Consider the following 20,327-nt stretch of genomic DNA (forward strand, 5'->3'; position numbering starts at 1 on the left):
TCCCCGGACGCTGCGACAATCATGCGGCTCCGCCGCGTGGCTGGTAACTCACTGTGAGGTTACGCAGCGTTACTTGCCTGCGTCAAGCCGAATGGTCCGTACCGCTCCTTCGGTGGAGGCCGATGACGTGTTCCGCCATCGGTGCTGGTAGTGTGACTGGCGCAATTTCGACGTCCTTTAATGTCCGTCCCGTGAGGCGGAGAAGGAGGTCCGTTTCATATGGACACGCAAGGCTCCAAAGACTCCGCTGTCGCCCGCCCCGTACTTGAGGGGCCCGACATCGCGCGGGTGTTGACCCGCATCGCCCACGAGATCGTCGAGCGCGCCAAGGGCGCCGACGACGTGGTTCTCCTCGGCATTCCCACCCGTGGCGTCTTCCTCGCCCGCCGGCTCGCCGACAAGCTCGAAGAGATCACCGGCCGCAAGATCCCGGTCGGATCCCTCGACATCACCATGTACCGCGACGACCTGCGCATGCACCCGCCGCGCGCACTCGCCCGCACCGAGATCCCCGGTGACGGCATCGACGGCCGCCTGGTCGTCCTCGTCGACGACGTCCTCTTCTCCGGCCGCACCATCCGGGCCGCCCTCGACGCGCTGAACGACATCGGGCGCCCGCGCGCGGTGCAGCTCGCCGTGCTCGTCGACCGAGGCCACCGCGAACTGCCCATCCGCGCCGACTACGTCGGCAAGAACCTCCCCACGTCGCTGCGGGAGACGGTCAAGGTCCAGCTCACCGAGGAGGACGGCCGCGACGCCGTGCTGCTCGGCGCCAAGCCCGCTTCCTAAGGACCGGCTTCCCCCTCACGGGCTCCAGGGCACGACCCTGCGCGCCCGCGCGCCCGCAGACCTCCACACACCGGAGTACTCCCCGATGATGCGACACCTCATCTCGGCCGCCGACCTCTCCCGCGACGACGCCGTCCTCATCCTCGACACGGCCGAGGAGATGGCGCGGGTGGCCGACCGGCCGATCAAGAAACTGCCCGCCCTGCGCGGCCGCACCGTGGTCAACCTCTTCTTCGAGGACTCGACCCGGACCCGGATCTCCTTCGAGGCCGCCGAGAAGCGCCTCTCCGCCGACGTCATCAACTTCGCCGCCAAGGGCTCGTCCGTCTCCAAGGGCGAGTCCCTCAAGGACACCGCCCAGACCCTGGAGGCGATGGGCGTCGACGCCGTCGTCATCCGGCACGGCGCCTCCGGGGCGCCCTACCGCCTCGCCACCTCCGGCTGGATCGACGCCGCCGTCATCAACGCCGGTGACGGCACCCACCAGCACCCCACCCAGGCGCTGCTCGACGCCTTCACCATGCGGCGCCGCCTCGTCGGACCCGACGCGGGCCTCGGCCAGGACCTGGCGGGCAAGCACATCACCATCGTCGGCGACGTCCTGCACAGCCGCGTGGCCCGCTCCAACGTCGACCTGCTGCACACCCTCGGCGCCGAGGTCACCCTGGTCGCGCCGCCCACGCTGGTGCCGGTCGGCGTCGAGCGGTGGCCCTGCGAGGTCAGCTACGACCTGGACGGCGTGCTGTCGAAGTCCGATGCCGTGATGATGCTGCGGGTGCAGCGCGAGCGGATGAACGCCGCGTTCTTCCCCACCGAGCGCGAGTACTCCCGGCGCTACGGCCTGGACGGCGAGCGCATGGCGAGAATGCCCGAGCACGCCATCGTCATGCACCCCGGGCCCATGGTCCGCGGCATGGAGATCACCGCCGAGGTCGCCGACTCCGACCGCTGCACGGTCGTCGAACAGGTCGCCAACGGCGTGTCCATCCGCATGGCCGTCCTCTATCTGCTTCTGGGCGGCAACGAACCCGCCGGCACCGGCACCACCACCCGGCCCATCGATTCGGAGAGCAAGTAACCATGAGCAAGATCCTGATCCGCGGTGCGAAGGTGCTCGGCGGCGAGGCGCGGGACGTCCTCATCGACGGCGAGACGATCGAGGCCGTCGGCAGCGGGCTCTCCGCCGAGGGCGCGACCGTCGTCGAGGCCGGGGGCAAGATCCTCCTGCCGGGCCTCGTCGACCTCCACACCCATCTGCGCGAGCCGGGCCGCGAGGACTCCGAGACCGTCCTCACCGGCACCCGCGCCGCCGCCTCCGGTGGCTTCACCGCCGTGTTCGCCATGGCCAACACCTTCCCCGTCGCCGACACCGCCGGCGTCGTCGAGCAGGTCTACCGGCTCGGCAAGGAGTCCGGCTACTGCGACGTACAGCCCATCGGCGCCGTCACCGTCGGCCTGGAGGGCAAGAAGCTCGCCGAGCTGGGCGCCATGCACGAGTCCGCCGCCGGCGTCACCGTCTTCTCCGACGACGGCAAGTGCGTCGACGACGCCGTGATGATGCGCCGCGCCCTGGAGTACGTGAAGGCCTTCGGCGGTGTCGTCGCCCAGCACGCGCAGGAGCCGCGGCTCACCGAGGGCGCCCAGATGAACGAGGGCGTCGTCTCCGCCGAGCTGGGCCTCGGCGGCTGGCCCGCCGTCGCCGAGGAGTCGATCATCGCCCGTGACGTGCTGCTCGCCGAGCACGTCGGATCCCGCGTCCACATCTGCCACCTGTCGACCGCCGGATCCGTGGAGATCGTGCGCTGGGCCAAGTCCCGCGGCATCGACGTCACCGCCGAGGTCACCCCGCACCACCTCCTCCTCACCGACGAGCTGGTCCGCTCGTACAACCCCGTCTACAAGGTCAACCCGCCGCTGCGCACCGAGCGCGACGTCATGGCGCTGCGCGAGGCCCTCGCCGACGGCACCATCGACATCGTCGCCACCGACCACGCCCCGCACCCGCACGAGGACAAGGACTGCGAGTGGGCCGCGGCCGCCATGGGCATGGTCGGCCTGGAGACCGCCCTGTCGGTCGTCCAGCAGACGATGGTCGAGACCGGGCTGCTGACCTGGGAGGCGGTCGCCGACCGTATGTCCTTCAAGCCGGCGAGGATCGGCCGGGCCACCGGGCACGGCCGCCCCGTCTCGGCAGGTGAGCCCGCGAACCTCGTCCTCGTGGACGCCGATTACCGTGGGGCAGTGGACCCCGCGAGCTTCGCCTCGCGCAGCCGCAACACTCCCTACGAGGGCCGTGAGCTGCCGGGCCGCGTCACGCACACGTGGCTGAGGGGTCGGGCCACGCTCGTCGACGGGAACCTCGCGTGACAACTCTTGTGGAACTGGCCGCCGAGAAGGAATCGGCGGACGTGACCGACTGGGCCGCACGGCTCGGCTGGGTCGTCGGACTGCTGCTCTTCATCGCGCTCGTCTACTGGCTGATGCGCGAGGGCTGGAAGTGGCGCGGCACCCTCCAGGGCGACCTGCCGGAGCTGCCCGCCGCGCCGGATGAGCCGGGCCCGGCGAAACTGGAGCTGACCGGCCGCTACCACGGCTCCACCACGGCAGGGCAGTGGCTCGACCGCATCGTGGCGCACGGCCTGGGCACCCGCAGCCGCGTGGAGCTGACCCTCACGGACGCGGGCCTGGACGTCGTACGCCCCGGCGCCGCCGACTTCTTCGTCCCGGCGGCCCAGCTGCGCGAGGCCCGCCTCGACAAGGGCATCGCGGGGAAGGTCCTCGCCGAGGGCGGTCTGCTGATCGTCACGTGGGAGCACGGCGGCAAGCTCATCGACTCCGGCTTCCGCTCGGACCGGGCGGCCGAGCAGGCCCAGTGGGTCGAGGCCATCAACAGCATGATCAATACGACCAGCACTACGGAAGGCACCGCACGATGACGACCTCCACCAGGGGAGCCAGCAAGGTTCCCGCCGTACTTGTCCTGGAGGACGGCCGCATCTTCCGCGGCCGCGCCTACGGGGCCGTGGGGGAGACCTTCGGCGAAGCGGTGTTCTCCACCGGCATGACCGGCTACCAGGAGACCCTCACCGATCCCTCGTACCACCGCCAGATCGTCGTCATGACGGCCCCGCACGTCGGCAACACCGGCGTGAACGACGAGGACGACGAGTCCCGCCGCATCTGGGTCGCCGGATACGTCGTGCGCGACCCCGCGCGGGTGCCGTCCAACTGGCGCTCCCAGCGCTCGCTCGACGAGCAGCTCGCCGACCAGGGCGTCGTCGGGATCCGCGGCATCGACACCCGCGCCCTCACCCGCCATCTGCGCGAGCGCGGCGCGATGCGCTGCGGCGTCTTCTCCGGAGAGGCCGCGGCCGCCACGGACGCCGAACTCCTCGCGAAGGTGACGTCCTCCCCGGAGATGGCCGGCGCCAACCTCGTCGGCGAGGTCTCCACCAAGGAGGCGTACGTCGTCCCGGCCGTCGGCGAGAAGAAGTTCACCGTCGCCGCGATCGACCTCGGCATCAAGGCCATGACCCCGCGGCGGATGGCCGAGCGCGGCATCGAGGTGCACGTCCTGCCGAACACGGCCTCCCTGGAGGACGTCTACGCCGTCAACCCCGACGGGGTCTTCTTCTCCAACGGACCCGGCGACCCCGCCACCGCCGACCACGAGACCGCCCTCGCCCAGGGCGTCCTGGAGCGCCGGACACCGCTGTTCGGCATCTGCTTCGGCAACCAGATCCTCGGCCGCGCCCTCGGCTTCGGCACGTACAAGCTGAAGTACGGCCACCGGGGCATCAACCAGCCGGTCCAGGACCGCTCCACGGGCAAGGTCGAGATCACCGCGCAGAACCACGGCTTCGCCGTGGACGCCCCGCTCGACCAGGACATCGACACGCCCTACGGGCGCGTCCGCGTGGCGCACGTCGGCCTCAACGACGACGTGGTCGAGGGCCTCCAGTGCCTCGACGCCCCCGCCTTCAGCGTCCAGTACCACCCGGAGGCGGCCGCCGGCCCGCACGACGCCGCGTACCTCTTCGACCGTTTCGTATCCCTGATGACCGCAGAAGGAGCCCAGCGTGCCTAAGCGCACCGATATCCAGTCCGTCCTGGTCATCGGCTCCGGTCCGATCGTCATCGGCCAGGCCGCCGAGTTCGACTACTCCGGCACCCAGGCGTGCCGGGTCCTCAAGGCCGAGGGCCTGCGCGTCATCCTCGTCAACTCCAACCCGGCGACGATCATGACCGACCCGGAGATCGCCGACGCCACCTACGTCGAGCCGATCACCCCGGAGTTCGTCGAGAAGATCATCGCCAAGGAGCGCCCCGACGCGCTGCTGCCGACACTGGGCGGCCAGACGGCCCTCAACACGGCGATCTCCATGCACGAGCAGGGCGTCCTGGAGAAGTACGGCGTCGAACTCATCGGCGCGAACGTCGAGGCGATCAACAAGGGCGAGGACCGCGACCTCTTCAAGGGCGTCGTCGAAGAGGTCAACAAGAAGATCGGGCACGGCGAGTCCGCCCGCTCCTACATCTGCCACTCCATGGACGACGTCCTCAAGGGCGTCGACGAGCTGGGCGGCTACCCCGTCGTCGTGCGCCCCTCGTTCACCATGGGCGGCGCCGGATCCGGCTTCGCGCACGACGAGGAGGAGCTGCGCCGCATCGCCGGGCAGGGCCTGACCCTCTCGCCGACCACCGAGGTGCTCCTGGAGGAGTCCATCCTCGGCTGGAAGGAGTACGAGCTGGAGCTGATGCGCGACAAGAACGACAACGTCGTGGTCGTCTGCTCCATCGAGAACTTCGACCCGATGGGCGTGCACACCGGCGACTCGATCACCGTCGCGCCCGCGATGACGCTGACCGACCGCGAGTACCAGATCCTGCGGGACGTCGGCATCGCGATCATCCGCGAGGTCGGCGTCGACACCGGCGGCTGCAACATCCAGTTCGCGGTGAACCCCGAGGACGGCCGGGTCATCGTCATCGAGATGAACCCGCGCGTGTCCCGCTCGTCCGCGCTGGCATCGAAGGCCACCGGCTTCCCGATCGCGAAGATCGCCGCCAAGCTGGCCGTCGGCTACACGCTGGACGAGATCCCGAACGACATCACCGAGAAGACGCCCGCCTCCTTCGAGCCGACCCTCGACTACGTGGTCGTCAAGGCCCCGCGCTTCGCCTTCGAGAAGTTCCCCTCGGCGGACTCGACCCTGACGACCACCATGAAGTCGGTCGGCGAGGCCATGGCCATCGGCCGCAACTTCACCGAGGCCCTCCAGAAGGCGCTGCGGTCGCTGGAGAAGAAGGGCTCGCAGTTCACGTTCGTGGGCGACCCCGGCGACAAGGCGCTTCTCCTGGAAGAGGCCGTCCGGCCGACCGACGGGCGCATCAACTCCGTCATGCAGGCCATCCGCGCGGGCGCGACCCCCGAGGAGGTCTTCGACTACACGAAGATCGACCCGTGGTTCGTCGACCAGCTCTTCCTGATCAAGGAGATCGCGGACGAGCTGGCCGCCACCGAGCGCCTGGACGCCGACCTGCTGGCCGAGGCCAAGCGGCACGGCTTCTCCGACGCCCAGATCGCCGAGATCCGCGGTCTGCGCGAGGACGTCGTCCGCGAGGTGCGCCAGGCCCTCGGCGTGCGCCCGGTCTACAAGACGGTCGACACCTGCGCCGCCGAGTTCGCCGCGAAGACGCCGTACTTCTACTCCTCGTACGACGAGGAGACCGAGGTCGCCAAGCGCGAGAAGCCCGCGGTGATCATCCTGGGCTCGGGCCCGAACCGCATCGGCCAGGGCATCGAGTTCGACTACTCCTGCGTCCACGCCTCCTTCGCGCTGAGCGAGGCGGGCTACGAGACCGTGATGGTCAACTGCAACCCCGAGACCGTCTCCACGGACTACGACACCTCCGACCGGCTCTACTTCGAGCCGCTCACCCTGGAGGACGTCCTGGAGATCGTGCACGCGGAGGCGCAGGCCGGGCCGATCGCGGGCGTCATCGTCCAGCTCGGCGGCCAGACCCCGCTGGGCCTCGCGCAGGCGCTCAAGAACAACGGCGTGCCGGTCGTGGGCACCCCGCCCGAGGCCATCCACGCCGCCGAGGACCGCGGCGCCTTCGGCCAGGTGCTCGCGGAGGCCGGGCTGCCCGCGCCCAAGCACGGCACCGCCACCACCTTCGCCGAGGCCAAGGCCATCGCCGACGAGATCGGCTACCCCGTCCTCGTACGCCCCTCGTACGTGCTCGGCGGCCGCGGCATGGAGATCGTGTACGACGAGGTCCGCCTCGCCTCGTACATCGCGGAGTCGACCGAGATCAGCCCCTCCAGGCCGGTCCTCGTCGACCGCTTCCTCGACGACGCGATCGAGATCGACGTGGACGCGCTCTACGACGGCCAGGAGCTGTACCTCGGCGGTGTCATGGAGCACATCGAGGAGGCCGGCATCCACTCCGGCGACTCGGCGTGCGCGCTGCCGCCGATCACGCTCGGCGGCTTCGACATCAAGCGCCTGCGCGCCTCCACGGAGGCGATCGCCAAGGGCGTCGGCGTCCGCGGACTCATCAACATCCAGTTCGCGATGGCCGGTGACATCCTCTACGTCCTGGAGGCCAACCCGCGCGCCTCGCGGACGGTCCCCTTCACCTCGAAGGCGACCGCGGTGCCGCTGGCCAAGGCCGCCGCCCGGATCTCGCTGGGCGCGACCGTCGCCGAGCTGCGCGCCGAGGGCCTGCTGCCCAAGCAGGGCGACGGCGGCACGCTGCCCATGGACGCGCCGATCTCCGTCAAGGAGGCCGTCATGCCGTGGTCGCGCTTCCGCGACATCCACGGGCGCGGCGTGGACACCGTCCTCGGCCCGGAGATGCGCTCGACCGGTGAAGTCATGGGCATCGACTCGGTGTTCGGGACCGCGTACGCCAAGTCGCAGGCGGGCGCGTACGGTCCGCTGCCCACCAAGGGCCGCGCCTTCATCTCCGTCGCCAACCGCGACAAGCGTTCGATGATCTTCCCGGCGCGCGAACTGGTGGCGCACGGCTTCGAGTTGTTCGCCACGTCCGGCACGGCCGAGGTGCTCAGGCGCAACGGCCTCCACGCCACCGTCGTGCGCAAGCAGTCCGAGGGCGAGGGGCCGAACGGCGAGAAGACGATCGTCCAGCTCATCCACGACGGCGGCGTCGACCTCATCGTCAACACCCCCTACGGCACCGGCGGCCGCCTCGACGGCTACGAGATCCGTACGGCGGCCGTGGCGCGCTCCGTGCCGTGCCTCACGACGGTCCAGGCGCTCGCCGCCGCCGTCCAGGGCATCGACGCGCTGGGACGCGGCGATGTGGGCGTGCGTTCACTCCAGGAACACGCCGAACGCCTGACCGCGGCCCGCGACTAGCAGCCCTGAGGGGGACACCGGAAACGGTGTCCCCCTCTTTGTGAGGCTCTTTGCGAGGCTCTTTCTGAGGACATCGAACATGTACAAGCTCTTCTTCAACCTCGTCTTCCGGCGCATGGACCCCGAGCAGGCCCACCACCTGGCCTTCCGCTGGATCCGCCTCGCGGCCCGCGTCCCGGTCCTGCGTACGTTCGTCGCGGCCGCCCTCGCGCCCCGCTACAAGGAACTGCGCACCGAGGCGTTCGGGCTGCGGATGCACGGCCCCTTCGGGCTCGCCGCGGGCTTCGACAAGAACGCCGTCGCGATCGACGGCATGTCGATGCTCGGCTTCGATCACATCGAGATCGGCACGGTCACGGGGGAGCCGCAGCCCGGCAACCCCAAGAAGCGCCTCTTCCGCCTGGTCCCCGACCGCGCGCTGATCAACCGCATGGGCTTCAACAACGACGGCTCGGCCGCCGTCGCCGAGCGCCTGGCCTCGCGCAGGCCCGTCTTCAAGACCGTCGTGGGCGTGAACATCGGCAAGACCAAGGTGGTCCCCGAGGAGGAGGCCGCCGCCGACTACGTGAAGTCGACCGAGCGGCTCGCCCGCCACGCCGACTACCTGGTCGTCAACGTCTCGTCCCCGAACACGCCGGGCCTGCGCAACCTCCAGGCGACCGAGTCGCTGCGGCCCCTGCTGACCGCCGTGCGCGAGGCCGCCGACCGCGCCGTCGACGGCCGTCGCGTACCGCTCCTGGTGAAGATCGCCCCCGACCTCGCGGACGAGGACATCGACGCCGTCGCGGACCTCGCCGTCGAGCTGGGCCTGGACGGCATCATCGCCACGAACACGACCATCGCGCGCGAGAGCCTCGGTCTGACCTCCCCGCCCCTGCTGATCGAGGAGGTCGGCGGGCTCTCCGGAGCGCCCCTCAAGGCGCGCTCCCTGGAGGTCCTGCGCCGCCTCTACGCGCGCGTGGGCGACCGCATCACGCTCGTGGGCGTCGGCGGCATCGAGAACGCCGAGGACGCCTGGCAGCGCATCCTCGCGGGCGCCACGCTGGTCCAGGGCTACAGCGCCTTCATCTACGAAGGCCCGTTCTGGGGCCGCGCGATCCACAAGGGCCTCGCCGCGCGCCTGCGCACGAGCCCGTACGCCACCCTCGCCGACGCCGTCGGCGCCGACGTGAGGAAGTCCGCATGAGTGCCCTTGAGCCGTTCGGCGCGCGCCTGCGCCACGCCATGGACGAGCGCGGACCGCTCTGCGTCGGCATCGACCCGCACGCCTCGCTGCTGTCCGCGTGGGACCTGAACGACGACATCGCGGGCCTGGAGCGGTTCACGCGGACCGTCGTCGAGGCGCTGGCCGGGACCGTCGCCGTCTTCAAGCCGCAGAGCGCGTTCTTCGAGCGCTTCGGCTCGCGCGGCATCGCCGTACTGGAGAAGGCCGTCGCGGAGCTGCGCGAGGCGGGCGCCCTGGTCGTCATGGACGCCAAGCGCGGCGACATCGGCTCGACCATGGCCGCGTACGCCGAGACCTTCCTGCACAAGGACTCGCCGCTGTTCAGCGACGCGCTCACGGTCTCGCCCTATCTCGGATACGGCTCGCTGAAGCCGGCCGTGGAGCTGGCGCGCGAGAACGGCGCCGGGCTCTTCGTGCTCGCCCTCACCTCCAACCCCGAGGGCGCCGAGGTGCAGCACGCGCTCCGTGCGGACGGCCGCACGGTCGCGGCCACCGTCCTCGGCCACCTCGCCGCCGAGAACGCCGGAGAGGAGCCCCTGGGGTCCTTCGGCGCGGTCGTCGGCGCGACGCTGGGCGACCTGTCGTCGTACGACCTCGGGATCAACGGCCCGCTGCTCGCCCCCGGCATCGGCGCACAGGGCGCGACGCCCGCCGATCTGCCCGGCGTCTTCGGCGCGGCGGTGCGCAATGTGGTGCCGAGCGTCAGCCGGGGCGTGCTGCGGTACGGACCGGACAGCGCGGGCCTGCGGGGGGCCGCGGAGCGCTTCGCGGACGAGATCCGGGCGGCGGTCGGAGCGGCCTGAGTGATCGGTGGGACCCGCGCGCGGGTCCCACCGATCACTCACCAGCCAAAATCGAGGCCGAATTGCCCGATATGTACGGCTCGACAGAGGCTGACCAGGACTTTTCGTCTGTTCTCGCTGACTCCAGCGGCCATGGCCGCTAGTCTCCGACGAGAGCCAACGGGCAAGCGCGTTGCACGTTGCTCCCCAGGTGTGGGGCGATTAGGTTCCTCACCGGTCCGTATCCGACAGTTCGACATCCGAGGTGACGTAGGCGTGGCTCTTCCGCCCCTTACCCCTGAACAGCGCGCAGCCGCGCTCGAAAAGGCCGCCGCGGCTCGCCGGGAGCGGGCCGAGGTCAAGAATCGACTCAAGCACTCCGGCGCCTCGCTTCACGAGGTCATCAAGCAGGGCCAGGAGAACGATGTCATCGGCAAGATGAAGGTCTCCGCCCTCCTGGAGTCCCTGCCGGGCGTGGGCAAGGTCCGCGCCAAGCAGATCATGGAGCGTCTTGGCATCTCCGAGAGCCGCCGCGTGCGCGGGCTCGGCTCCAACCAGATCGCGTCTCTTGAGCGCGAGTTCGGCGGTGGCGCTGCCTGACGTTCTCAGGCACTCCTGAGAACCTGGATAATCGCTGCATGGCTGCAACATCCCGGGGGACGACCCCCGTACCCCCGGACGTACGTCCGCGGCTGACCGTGCTCTCCGGCCCCTCCGGGGTCGGCAAGAGCACGGTCGTCGCCCATATGCGCAAGGAACACCCCGAGGTCTGGCTCTCGGTCTCGGCCACCACGCGCAAGCCGCGCCCCGGTGAGAAGCACGGTGTCCAGTACTTCTTCGTCTCCGACGACGAGATGGACAAGCTGATCGCCAACGGCGAGCTGCTGGAGTGGGCCGAGTTCGCAGGCAACCGCTACGGCACCCCGCGACGCGCCGTCATCGAGCGTCTGGAGGCGGGCGAGCCCGTCCTCCTGGAGATCGATCTCCAGGGCGCGCGCCTGGTGCGCGAGTCGATGCCCGAGGCGCAGCTGGTCTTCCTCGCCCCGCCGAGCTGGGAGGAGCTGGTCCGCCGGCTCACCGGCCGGGGGACCGAGGCGCCCGAGGTCATCGAGCGCAGGCTGGCCGCCGCCAAGGTCGAACTGGCCGCCGAGGCCGAGTTCGATACGACCCTTGTCAACACCTCCGTCGAGGACGTGGCCCGTGAGCTGCTAGCCTTGATGAAGGTTCTTTGATCTTTACCCCTGTCTTGACCCTTCTGGTCTTGACCCCATCGGAAGGCGAAGAGTGTCCTCTTCCATCACCGCGCCCGAGGGCATCATCAACCCGCCGATTGATGAGCTGCTCGAAGCCACCGACTCGAAGTACAGCCTCGTGATCTACGCCGCCAAGCGCGCGCGCCAGATCAACGCGTACTACTCGCAGCTCGGTGAGGGCCTCCTGGAGTACGTCGGTCCCCTGGTGGACACCCACGTCCACGAGAAGCCGCTCTCGATCGCGCTCCGCGAGATCAACGCCGGCCTGCTGACGTCCGAGGCCATCGAGGGCCCGGCCCAGTAAGCGGTTCGTACCTTCACCACAGGCCCGGCAGCACGGCTGCCGGGCCTGTGGTGTGTCATGGAGTCGTACGCATCCGAGTGCGGGGAGACAGAGGCAGTGGCCGAGAAGCCGAAGGTAGTCCTGGGGGTCAGCGGTGGCATCGCCGCCTACAAGGCGTGCGAGCTGCTGCGGCGGCTGACCGAGTCGGGCCACGACGTGCGCGTCGTACCGACCGCGTCGGCGCTGCACTTCGTCGGTGCCGCGACCTGGTCCGCGCTGTCCGGCCACCCCGTCTCGGCCGAGGTCTGGTCCGACGTCCACGAGGTGCCGCACGTCCGGATCGGCCAGGAGGCCGACCTCGTGATCGTCGCTCCCGCCACCGCCGACATGCTCGCCAAGGCCGCCCACGGCCTCGCCGACGACCTGCTCACCAACACGCTCCTGACGGCACGCTGTCCGGTGGTGTTCGCCCCGGCCATGCACACGGAGATGTGGGAGCACCCGGCCACCCAGGAGAACGTCGCCACGCTGCGCCGTCGCGGCGCGCTCGTCATCGAGCCCGCCGTCGGCCGGCTCACCGGCGTCGACACCGGCAAGGGCCGCTTCCCGGACCCCGCCGAGCTGTTCGAGGTCGTACGCCGTGTCCTCGCGCGCGGCGGGCTGGCGCGGGACCTCGCGGGGCGCCACGTCGTGATCAGCGCCGGCGGGACCCGTGAGCCCCTGGACCCGGTCCGCTTCCTCGGCAACCGCTCGTCCGGCAAGCAGGGCTACGCGCTCGCCCGCAGCGCGGCGGCGCGGGGCGCCCGCGTCACGCTCGTCGCGGCGAACGCCGCGCTGCCCGACCCGGCCGGTGTCGATGTCGTGCCGGTCGGTACCGCCGTGCAGCTGCGCGAGGCCGTCCTGAAGGCCGCCGCCGACGCCGACGCCGTCGTGATGGCGGCCGCCGTGGCCGATTTCCGCCCGGAGACGTACGCGGCAGGGAAGATCAAGAAGAAGGACGGCCAGGAACCGGCGCCCATCGCGCTGGTCCGCAACCCCGACATCCTCGCCGAGATCGCGGGGGACAGGCCGCGTCCGGCCCAGGTGGTCGTCGGCTTCGCGGCCGAGACGGACGACGTCCTCGCCAACGGCCGGGCCAAGCTCGCCCGCAAGGGATGCGACCTCCTGGTCGTCAACGAGGTCGGCGAGCGCAAGACCTTCGGCTCCGAGGAGAACGAGGCCGTGGTGCTGGGAGCGGACGGCAGCGAGACGCCGGTGCCGTACGGCCCGAAGGAAGCGCTCGCGGACACCGTCTGGGACCTGGTCGCGGCGCGGCTCTCCTGATCACGGGCGGCCTGTCCCGTTCCGTCTTCTTCCGTCTTTTTTCACTTCACCTTTCGTCTCCTGGCGGAACTCGGCCAGAATGCGATGCGTTACTTGACCGGGTCTCCACCGACGGGGCTCAATGTCATCTTCGTCCCACCAGGGGCCTCAAACCTGCAAAAAACGGGTGCGAGACCCTCTGGTGGAGACTGATCGTCGTACCGCACAATGCAGTGCCGCAGGTCACAGGGCTCCCAAGTGGCGAGACATGTGGTCCGGCGGACGAGTGTGACCGATAAACTGGTCTCGGACCACGCCGGGCGCAGCCCCCGGCAGTCCACCAATGATCAGCCAGCAGCCGCTGCAACCACAGGGAGCGATGTGTCCCGGCGCCTCTTTACCTCGGAGTCTGTGACCGAAGGTCACCCCGACAAGATCGCTGACCAGATCAGCGACACCATTCTCGACGCGCTTCTGCGGGAGGACCCGACGTCCCGGGTCGCCGTGGAGACGCTGATCACCACTGGCCTCGTCCACGTGGCCGGCGAGGTCACGACGAAGGCGTACGCGCCGATCGCGCAGCTGGTGCGCGACAAGATCCTCGAGATCGGTTACGACTCCTCGAAGAAGGGCTTCGACGGCGCCTCCTGCGGTGTCTCGGTGTCCATCGGCGCGCAGTCGCCCGACATCGCGCAGGGCGTCGACACCGCCTACGAGAAGCGTGTCGAGGGCGATGAGGACGAGCTGGACAAGCAGGGCGCGGGCGACCAGGGCCTGATGTTCGGCTACGCCTGCGACGAGACGCCGGAGCTGATGCCGCTCCCGATCCACCTCGCGCACCGCCTCTCGCGGCGCCTGTCCGAGGTGCGCAAGAACGGGACCATTCCGTACCTGCGCCCCGACGGCAAGACCCAGGTCACCATCGAGTACGACGGCGACAAGGCCGTCCGCCTCGACACCGTGGTGGTCTCCTCGCAGCACGCCAGCGACATCGACCTGGACTCGCTGCTCGCCCCCGACATCCGCGAGTTCGTGGTCGAGGCCGAGCTGAAGGCGCTCCTCGACGACGGCATCAAGCTGGACACCGAGGGCTACCGCCTGCTGGTCAACCCCACCGGCCGCTTCGAGATCGGCGGCCCGATGGGCGACGCCGGCCTGACCGGCCGCAAGATCATCATCGACACCTACGGCGGCATGGCCCGCCACGGCGGCGGCGCCTTCTCGGGCAAGGACCCGTCGAAGGTGGACCGCTCCGCGGCGTACGCGATGCGCTGGGTCGCCAAGAACGTCGTGGCGGCCGGTCTCGCGGCCCGCTGCGAGGTCCAGGTGGCGTACGCCATCGGCAAGGCCGAGCCGGTGGGCCTGTTCGTGGAGACCTTCGGCACGGCCACGGTCGACACGGACAAGATCGAGACGGCCATCGGCGAGGTCTTCGACCTGCGCCCGGCCGCGATCATCCGCGACCTCGACCTGCTGCGTCCGATCTACGCGCAGACCGCCGCGTACGGCCACTTCGGCCGGGCGATCCCCGACTTCACGTGGGAGCGCACGGACCGCGTGGAGGCGCTGCGGAAGGCCGCGGGGCTGTAGTTCCCCGGCGCTTCGGCTTCTGAGGCCCGGTACCCCTCGCGGGGTGCCGGGCCTCGGCCGACTCCGCGGCGGTGTCAGAGCGGTCTGGTAGGAATGCTGCTGTGAGCAGGGAGAACGGTTCAGGTGCGGGCGAGGGTGCCGGGGGTGGGGTGCCCGAGCCCGAGCAGCTCGCGCTGATCCGGGACAGTGTGCGCAAGGCCAAGGTGCCGCGGGCCAAGCCGCGGACGTGGCGTGGGGCCGCGCTGGCCAAGGAGCTGCCGGTGGCGCGGGTCCTCGTCGACAAGGGCGTGCTGCACCTCGACCGGTACTTCGACTACGCCGTCCCCGAGGAACTGGACGAGGTGGCCCAGCCCGGGGTGCGGGTCCGGGTGCGGTTCGGGGCCGGGTCGCGCAATGTGCGGGAGGGGCGGCGCGAGGGCGGCGGGCTGATCGACGGGTTCATCGTCGAGCGGTGCGCCGAGACCGACTACACCGGCCCGCTCGCCGCCCTGGCCCAGGTCGTGTCCCCCGAGCCGGTGCTCGACTCCGGGCTCCTGGAGCTGGCCCGCGCGGTCGCCGACCGGTACGCGGGAAGCCTCGCCGACGTGTTGCAGCTGGCGGTCCCGCCCCGGCACGGCCGCGCCGAGTCCCGGGCGGCGTCCACCCCTCCGCCGCCACCGGCCGCGCCCGATCCCGGCTCCTGGCGGCGGTACGGGCACGGGGCGGACTTCGTCGGGGCGCTCGCGGCGGGCGGGTCGCCCCGCGCGGTGTGGACCGCGCTGCCCGGCCCGCAGTGGGCCGAGGAGATCGCCCGCGCCGTGCAGGCCACGCTGGCCTCGGGGCGGGGCGCGCTCGTCGTCGTACCGACCGGGCGGCCCGCCGCCCGCGTGGACGCCGCGCTCACCGCGCTCCTCGGCGAGGGGCAGCACGCACTGCTGACCGCCGACGCCGGGCAGGAGCGGCGCTATCGGGAGTGGCTCTCCGTGCGGCGCGGGGCGGTGCGGGCCGTCGTCGGGACGCGGGCCGCCATGTTCGCGCCGGTACGGGATCTGGGGCTCGTCGTCATCTGGGACGACGGGGACCCCAACCACAGCGACGACCATGCGCCCTTCCCGCATGTGCGGGAGGTTCTCGAACTGCGGGCCGCGCGGGACAAGTGCGGCTTCCTGCTGGGCGGTTGGAGTTGCACGGTCGAGGCCGCGCAGCTCGTCGAGACCGGCTGGGCGGCGCCCCTCGTCGCCGACCGCGAGCAGGTGCGGGGTGCCGCGCCGCTCGTGCGCACGGTGGGCGACGGGGATCTCGCCCGGGACGAGGCGGCACGGGCCGCGCGGCTGCCGACGCTGGCCTGGCGGGCCGTCAGGGAGGGGCTGAAGCACGGGCCCGTCCTGGTGCAGGTGCCGCGGCGCGGGTATGTGCCGAGGCTGGCCTGCGAGCGGTGCAGGGAGCCCGCCCGGTGCCGCAGGTGTGCCGGGCCGCTGGAGGCGCAGGAGGGCGGCGCGGCCCTGCGGTGCGGCTGGTGCGGGGTGGCGGAGGCCGAGTGGCACTGCGGCTCCTGCGGCGGTTTCCGGCTGCGGGCGCAGGTGGTGGGGGCGCGGCGGACCGCCGAGGAGCTGGGGCGGGCGTTTCCGGCCGTTCCGGTGCGCACTTCGGGGCGCGAGCAGGTGCTGGACACGGTGCCGGGGGCGCCCGCGCTGGTGGTGAGCACACCGGGGGCGGAGCCCGTCGCGGAGGGCGGTTACGCCGCGGCGCTGCTGCTCGACGGGTGGGCGATGCTCGGCCGGCCCGATCTGCGGGCGGGGGAGGACGCGCTGCGGCGGTGGATAGCGGCCGCCTCGCTCGTACGTCCGCAAGGGGCGGGCGGCACCGTGGTGGTCGTCGCCGAGCCGACGCTGAGGCCCGTGCAGGCGCTCGTGCGGTGGGACCCCGTGGGGCACGCGGTGCGGGAACTGGCCGAGCGCGCCGAGCTGGGGTTCCCGCCGGTCTCGCGGATGGCGGCGGTCTCCGGGCCGCCCGAAGCGCTCGCGGGGTTCCTCGCCGGTGCCGAACTGCCGCCGGACGCGGTGGTGCTGGGCCCCGTGCCGGTACGGGACGCGGGCCCGGGGCCCGCACGACGCCCCGGCGCGGCACCTGTCGGCGAGCAGTGGGAGCGGGTGCTGATCCGGGTGCCCCCGGGCAGCGGCGCCGCGCTGGCCGCCTCCCTGAAGACGGCGCAGGCCGCGCGGATGGCCCGGGGGGCCAAGGGGGCCCGGGAGGGCGGCGCGGAGGCGGTACGGATCCGCGTGGATCCGCCGGACATCGGCTGACGGCGCCGGGCGGGGGCCGGGCCCGGCTCACCTCACGCCGGCATGTCCCTCCGGCGTGCGACTGCCCCCTGGCCTGGGCAGCTGAGCGGCGGAAGGGGGCAGTCGCAGGGAGCGGCGCGGATCGGAGCCCGTGCCGGGACACGGGCTCTCAGCCGTTGCGGGGGCCCGGCAGCGCGGGCGGCCTGGGGTCGTCGCGAAGGGCGGGGCTGCCCGCGGTCGGCTGGGTCGGCATCGCACGGGCGGCGGGGACGGACGGCAGGGGGACGCCGACCGGGACCGGGCGGGTGGCCGTGGTGGTCGCGGCCGGCACCGGGGCCTCCGTGGCGCGCTCCGCCTCGGCCGCCGCCTGCGTGGTGGCCCGCCGCGCGCCGTAACGGCGGTGGACGGCCTGCTTGGTGACCCCGAGGGCCGAGCCCACCGCGTCCCACGAGAACCCGAGCGAGCGGTCGAAGTCCACCGCGGCGGTGACCAGCGTCTCGACGCTGTCCCGCAGTTCCTGGGCGAGGCGGACGGTCGGGGCGGGAGCCCGCCCGTAGACGACGAAGCCCGCCGAGGGGCTGGAGCGGCGCGGGCGGTAGACGTTGCCGAGCTGGGCGGTGAGGGTACGCAGCGCGTCCACCTGCCGGCGGACCCGCTCGATGTCCCGCACCAGGAGGTGCAGGCTGGCCCGTGCCTGGGCGTCGTGGGTTGCGTGGTCGGCCATGAACAAGCCTCTCGAACCGGCGTGAAAAGGATCGGGCCGTATCGGCGGCCCATAGTGGTCAACTCTTTCTTGACCAACGCGCTAGCTCGTGTGGGGTCACGGTGCAGGGGCGTATGCGCATATGCACGGGGCGCGCGTCAGTTCGTACGCCCCCAGGGCCGTCAACGCGAGTCACCGGCAGGGCCGTCCTGGGCGGGGCCCGGAAGCGGCCCATAGACTGGTGCGCTGCCGTCGCTCCCACCAGAGATCCGAGGTACCACCCAGTGAAGCTCGTCTTCGCAGGCACTCCTGAGGTCGCCGTCCCCGCCCTGGACGCCCTGATCGCCTCCGGCCGGCACGAGGTGGCCGCCGTCGTCACCCGTCCGGACGCGCCCGCGGGCCGTGGCCGCAGGCTCGTGGCGAGCCCGGTCGCGGAGCGCGCGCAGGAGGCCGGCATCGAGGTGCTGAAGCCCGCGAAGCCGCGCGACGAGGAGTTCCTGGCGCGGCTGCGGGAGATCGGGCCCGACTGCTGCCCCGTCGTCGCCTACGGCGCGCTGCTCCCCAAGGCCGCGCTCGACGTACCGGCCCGCGGCTGGGTCAATCTTCACTTCTCGCTGCTGCCCGCCTGGCGCGGCGCGGCCCCCGTGCAGCACGCGGTGATGGCGGGCGACGAGATCACCGGCGCCTCCACGTTCCTGATCGAGCAGGGGCTGGACTCCGGGCCGGTGTACGGCACGGTCACGGAGGAGGTGCGGCCCACCGACACCAGCGGTGACCTGCTGACCCGGCTCGCCTTCGCGGGCTCCGGGCTGCTCGTCGCGACCATGGACGGCATCGAGGACGGCAGCCTGAAGGCGGTGCCGCAGCCCGCCGGCGGCGTCACCCTCGCCCCGAAGATCACGGTAGAGGACGCCCAGGTGGACTGGGCCGCGCCCGCCCTGCGCGTCGACCGCGTGGTGCGCGGCTGCACCCCCGCGCCCGGCGCGTGGACCGTCTTCCGCGGCGAGCGGCTGAAGATCATTCAGGCGGCGCTCGTGCCCGACCGCACCGACCTCGCGCCCGGCGAGCTGTCCGCCGCCAAGAACAACGTGTACGTCGGTTCCGGCTCGCACGCCGTGGAGCTGCTCTGGGTCCAGCCGCAGGGCAAGAAGCCGATGCGGGGCGCCGACTGGGCGCGCGGGGTGCGGATCGCCCCCGGCGAGCGCGTGGGGGACGGCGACGTACGCTGATGGGGTTCGACTCATTCCAGCCGCGGAGCACCTTTGAACGACCAGCCGAACCGGCCTCCCCGTAAGCCCTCCGGCAAGCCGGTGAAGTCAGGCAAGCCCGGGAAGTCCGGCAAGCCCTATCGTCGGCCCCAGAAGGACCCCGTCCGCTTCCTCGCCTTCGAGGCGCTGCGGGCGGTGGACGAGCGTGACGCGTACGCGAACCTCGTCCTGCCGCCCCTGCTGCGCAAGGCCAGGGAGAAGGAGGGGCCCGAGAAGTTCGACGCGCGGGACGCGGCGCTCGCGACCGAGCTGGTCTACGGCACGCTGCGCCGCCAGGGCACGTACGACGCGATCGTGGCGGCCTGCATCGACCGGCCGCTGCGCGAGGTCGACCCGCCGGTGCTCGACGTGCTCAATCTGGGCGTGCATCAGCTGCTCGGCACGCGCATCCCCACGCACGCCGCCGTCTCCGCCTCGGTCGAGCTGGCGCGCGTGGTGCTCGGCGACGGGCGGGCCAAGTTCGTGAACGCGGTGCTGCGCAAGGTCGCCCAGGACGACCTCGACGGCTGGGTGGAGAAGGTCGCGCCGCCCTACGACGAGGACCCCGAGGACCACCTCGCCATCGTGCACTCGCACCCGCGCTGGGTCGTCTCGGCGCTGTGGGACGCCCTCGGCGGCGGCCGCGCCGGGATCGAGGATCTCCTTGAGGCCGACAACGAACGCCCCGAGGTCACGCTGGTGGCGCGGCCCGGCCGCGCCACCGCCGATGAGCTGCTCGCCTCCGTGGGGGAGGACTCGGCGCTGCCGGGCCGCTGGTCGCCGTATGCCGTGCGGCTCAGTGAGGGTGGTGAGCCCGGCCTTGTCGACGCGGTGCGCGAGGGCCGCGCGGGGGTGCAGGACGAGGGCAGCCAGCTCGTCGCGCTCGCCCTGGCGAACGCCCCGGTCGAAGGACCCGACGAGAAGTGGCTCGACGGCTGCGCGGGGCCGGGCGGCAAGGCGGCCATGCTCGCCGGGCTCGCCGCTCAGCGGGGCGCCGCGCTGCTCGCCGCCGAGAAGCAGCCGCACCGGGCCGGCCTGGTCGCCCAGGCGCTCGCCGGCAACCCCGGCCCGTACCAGGTCATCGCCGCTGACGGCACCCGCCCGCCGTGGCGCCCCGGCACCTTCGACCGGGTCCTGATGGACGTGCCCTGCACGGGGCTCGGCGCGCTGCGCCGCCGCCCGGAGGCCCGCTGGCGCCGCCGCCCGCAGGACCTGGAAGGTTTCGCCCCGCTCCAACGCGGCCTGCTGCGCACGGCGTTGGAGTCCGTGCGCGTCGGCGGCGTCGTCGGCTACGCCACCTGCTCACCGCACCTCGCCGAGACCCGCGCGGTCGTCGACGACGTCCTCAAGCACACCGGGGGCGCCGAACTGCTCGACGCGCGACCGCTGCTGCCGGACGTCCCGGCGCTCGGCGAGGGCCCCGACGTCCAGCTGTGGCCGCATCTGCACGGGACGGACGCCATGTATCTGGCGCTGATCAGGCGGACCGCCTGAGCCGCCCGCG

At 71.8% G+C, this 20,327-nt stretch carries 17 protein-coding genes; 16 read left to right on the forward strand and 1 reads right to left on the reverse strand.

Annotated elements, in window-relative coordinates; translation table 11 throughout:
* Window positions 1-219 precede the first annotated feature (219 nt).
* The 14 genes from pyrR (at window position 220) to IG54_RS0122465 (ending at window position 16,894) form a co-directional block, all read left to right on the forward strand.
* Entirely contained in the window at window positions 220-789 is a 570-nt protein-coding gene (gene pyrR, locus IG54_RS0122400) for a bifunctional pyr operon transcriptional regulator/uracil phosphoribosyltransferase PyrR (protein WP_030787242.1), read from the forward strand.
* 85 nt (window positions 790-874) lie between these two features.
* The gene (locus tag IG54_RS0122405) at window positions 875-1,867 is read left to right on the forward strand and encodes an aspartate carbamoyltransferase catalytic subunit (RefSeq protein WP_030787246.1); all 993 of its coding nucleotides are present in this window, start codon (window positions 875-877) and stop codon (window positions 1,865-1,867) included.
* 2 nt (window positions 1,868-1,869) lie between these two features.
* Entirely contained in the window at window positions 1,870-3,156 is a 1,287-nt protein-coding gene (locus IG54_RS0122410; RefSeq protein ID WP_030787249.1) for a dihydroorotase, read from the forward strand.
* Window positions 3,153-3,725 (forward strand): membrane protein, encoded by a 573-nt coding sequence (locus IG54_RS0122415; protein ID WP_030787252.1) that lies wholly within the window; start codon window positions 3,153-3,155, stop codon window positions 3,723-3,725. The genes IG54_RS0122410 and IG54_RS0122415 overlap by 4 nt, the downstream gene beginning before the upstream one ends.
* Window positions 3,722-4,876 (forward strand): glutamine-hydrolyzing carbamoyl-phosphate synthase small subunit, encoded by a 1,155-nt coding sequence (gene carA, locus IG54_RS0122420; RefSeq protein ID WP_030787256.1) that lies wholly within the window; start codon window positions 3,722-3,724, stop codon window positions 4,874-4,876. Before IG54_RS0122415 ends, carA begins: the two co-directional genes overlap by 4 nt.
* Window positions 4,869-8,177, forward strand: coding sequence for a carbamoyl-phosphate synthase large subunit (gene carB, locus IG54_RS0122425; RefSeq protein WP_030787259.1), 3,309 nt, complete (start codon window positions 4,869-4,871; stop codon window positions 8,175-8,177). The genes carA and carB overlap by 8 nt, the downstream gene beginning before the upstream one ends.
* 79 nt (window positions 8,178-8,256) lie before the next feature.
* Entirely contained in the window at window positions 8,257-9,363 is a 1,107-nt protein-coding gene (locus IG54_RS0122430) for a quinone-dependent dihydroorotate dehydrogenase (protein ID WP_030787262.1), read from the forward strand.
* A complete protein-coding gene (gene pyrF / locus IG54_RS0122435; protein ID WP_030787265.1) occupies window positions 9,360-10,205 on the forward strand; it encodes an orotidine-5'-phosphate decarboxylase in 846 nt (281 codons plus the stop codon). Before IG54_RS0122430 ends, pyrF begins: the two co-directional genes overlap by 4 nt.
* Window positions 10,206-10,460: 255 nt before the next feature.
* Entirely contained in the window at window positions 10,461-10,784 is a 324-nt protein-coding gene (locus IG54_RS0122440) for an integration host factor (protein WP_005319887.1), read from the forward strand.
* 38 nt (window positions 10,785-10,822) lie between these two features.
* On the forward strand, window positions 10,823-11,416 hold the full coding sequence (gene gmk / locus IG54_RS0122445) for a guanylate kinase (RefSeq protein WP_030787268.1): 594 nt from the start codon (window positions 10,823-10,825) through the stop codon (window positions 11,414-11,416).
* A 52-nt stretch (window positions 11,417-11,468) separates the two neighbouring features.
* On the forward strand, window positions 11,469-11,741 hold the full coding sequence (rpoZ, locus tag IG54_RS0122450; RefSeq protein ID WP_005319902.1) for a DNA-directed RNA polymerase subunit omega: 273 nt from the start codon (window positions 11,469-11,471) through the stop codon (window positions 11,739-11,741).
* Window positions 11,742-11,798: 57 nt separating this feature from the next.
* On the forward strand, window positions 11,799-13,043 hold the full coding sequence (gene coaBC, locus IG54_RS0122455) for a bifunctional phosphopantothenoylcysteine decarboxylase/phosphopantothenate--cysteine ligase CoaBC (protein WP_051819801.1): 1,245 nt from the start codon (window positions 11,799-11,801) through the stop codon (window positions 13,041-13,043).
* Between the two features lie 360 nt (window positions 13,044-13,403).
* Window positions 13,404-14,612: a methionine adenosyltransferase gene (gene metK, locus IG54_RS0122460; RefSeq protein ID WP_030787274.1), complete on the forward strand. Its 1,209-nt coding sequence runs from the start codon at window positions 13,404-13,406 to the stop codon at window positions 14,610-14,612.
* 101 nt (window positions 14,613-14,713) lie between these two features.
* Window positions 14,714-16,894, forward strand: coding sequence for a primosomal protein N' (locus IG54_RS0122465; protein WP_030787277.1), 2,181 nt, complete (start codon window positions 14,714-14,716; stop codon window positions 16,892-16,894).
* Window positions 16,895-17,042: 148 nt separating this feature from the next.
* Here the strand turns inward: IG54_RS0122465 and IG54_RS0122475 are convergent, their stop codons facing one another.
* Window positions 17,043-17,597, reverse strand: a complete 555-nt coding sequence (locus IG54_RS0122475; protein ID WP_030787279.1) for a hypothetical protein — start codon at window positions 17,595-17,597, stop codon at window positions 17,043-17,045.
* A 263-nt stretch (window positions 17,598-17,860) separates the two neighbouring features.
* Between IG54_RS0122475 and fmt the strand changes: the two genes are divergently transcribed.
* Together fmt and IG54_RS0122485 are read left to right on the forward strand one after the other, a co-directional pair.
* Entirely contained in the window at window positions 17,861-18,805 is a 945-nt protein-coding gene (gene fmt, locus IG54_RS0122480; RefSeq protein ID WP_030787281.1) for a methionyl-tRNA formyltransferase, read from the forward strand.
* A 33-nt stretch (window positions 18,806-18,838) separates the two neighbouring features.
* Window positions 18,839-20,317 (forward strand): RsmB/NOP family class I SAM-dependent RNA methyltransferase, encoded by a 1,479-nt coding sequence (locus IG54_RS0122485; RefSeq protein ID WP_420712272.1) that lies wholly within the window; start codon window positions 18,839-18,841, stop codon window positions 20,315-20,317.
* The last annotated feature ends 10 nt before the right edge of the window (window positions 20,318-20,327 follow it).

The organism is Streptomyces sp. NRRL S-920, from assembly GCF_000717945.1.
Taxonomy (GTDB): domain Bacteria; phylum Actinomycetota; class Actinomycetes; order Streptomycetales; family Streptomycetaceae; genus Streptomyces; species Streptomyces alboniger.

Bases quoted from the DNA above. Each gene is read 5' to 3' on its own strand.
- IG54_RS0122405 (WP_030787246.1), top strand. From the start codon at position 875: ATGATGCGACACCTCATCTCGGCCGCCGACCTCTCCCGCGACGACGCC.
- IG54_RS0122430 (WP_030787262.1), top strand. From the start codon at position 8,257: ATGTACAAGCTCTTCTTCAACCTCGTCTTCCGGCGCATGGACCCCGAG.
- pyrR (WP_030787242.1), top strand. From the start codon at position 220: ATGGACACGCAAGGCTCCAAAGACTCCGCTGTCGCCCGCCCCGTACTT.
- gmk (WP_030787268.1), top strand. From the start codon at position 10,823: ATGGCTGCAACATCCCGGGGGACGACCCCCGTACCCCCGGACGTACGT.
- IG54_RS0122475 (WP_030787279.1), bottom strand. From the start codon at position 17,597: ATGGCCGACCACGCAACCCACGACGCCCAGGCACGGGCCAGCCTGCAC.
- pyrF (WP_030787265.1), top strand. From the start codon at position 9,360: ATGAGTGCCCTTGAGCCGTTCGGCGCGCGCCTGCGCCACGCCATGGAC.
- IG54_RS0122410 (WP_030787249.1), top strand. From the start codon at position 1,870: ATGAGCAAGATCCTGATCCGCGGTGCGAAGGTGCTCGGCGGCGAGGCG.
- coaBC (WP_051819801.1), top strand. From the start codon at position 11,799: ATGGAGTCGTACGCATCCGAGTGCGGGGAGACAGAGGCAGTGGCCGAG.
- carA (WP_030787256.1), top strand. From the start codon at position 3,722: ATGACGACCTCCACCAGGGGAGCCAGCAAGGTTCCCGCCGTACTTGTC.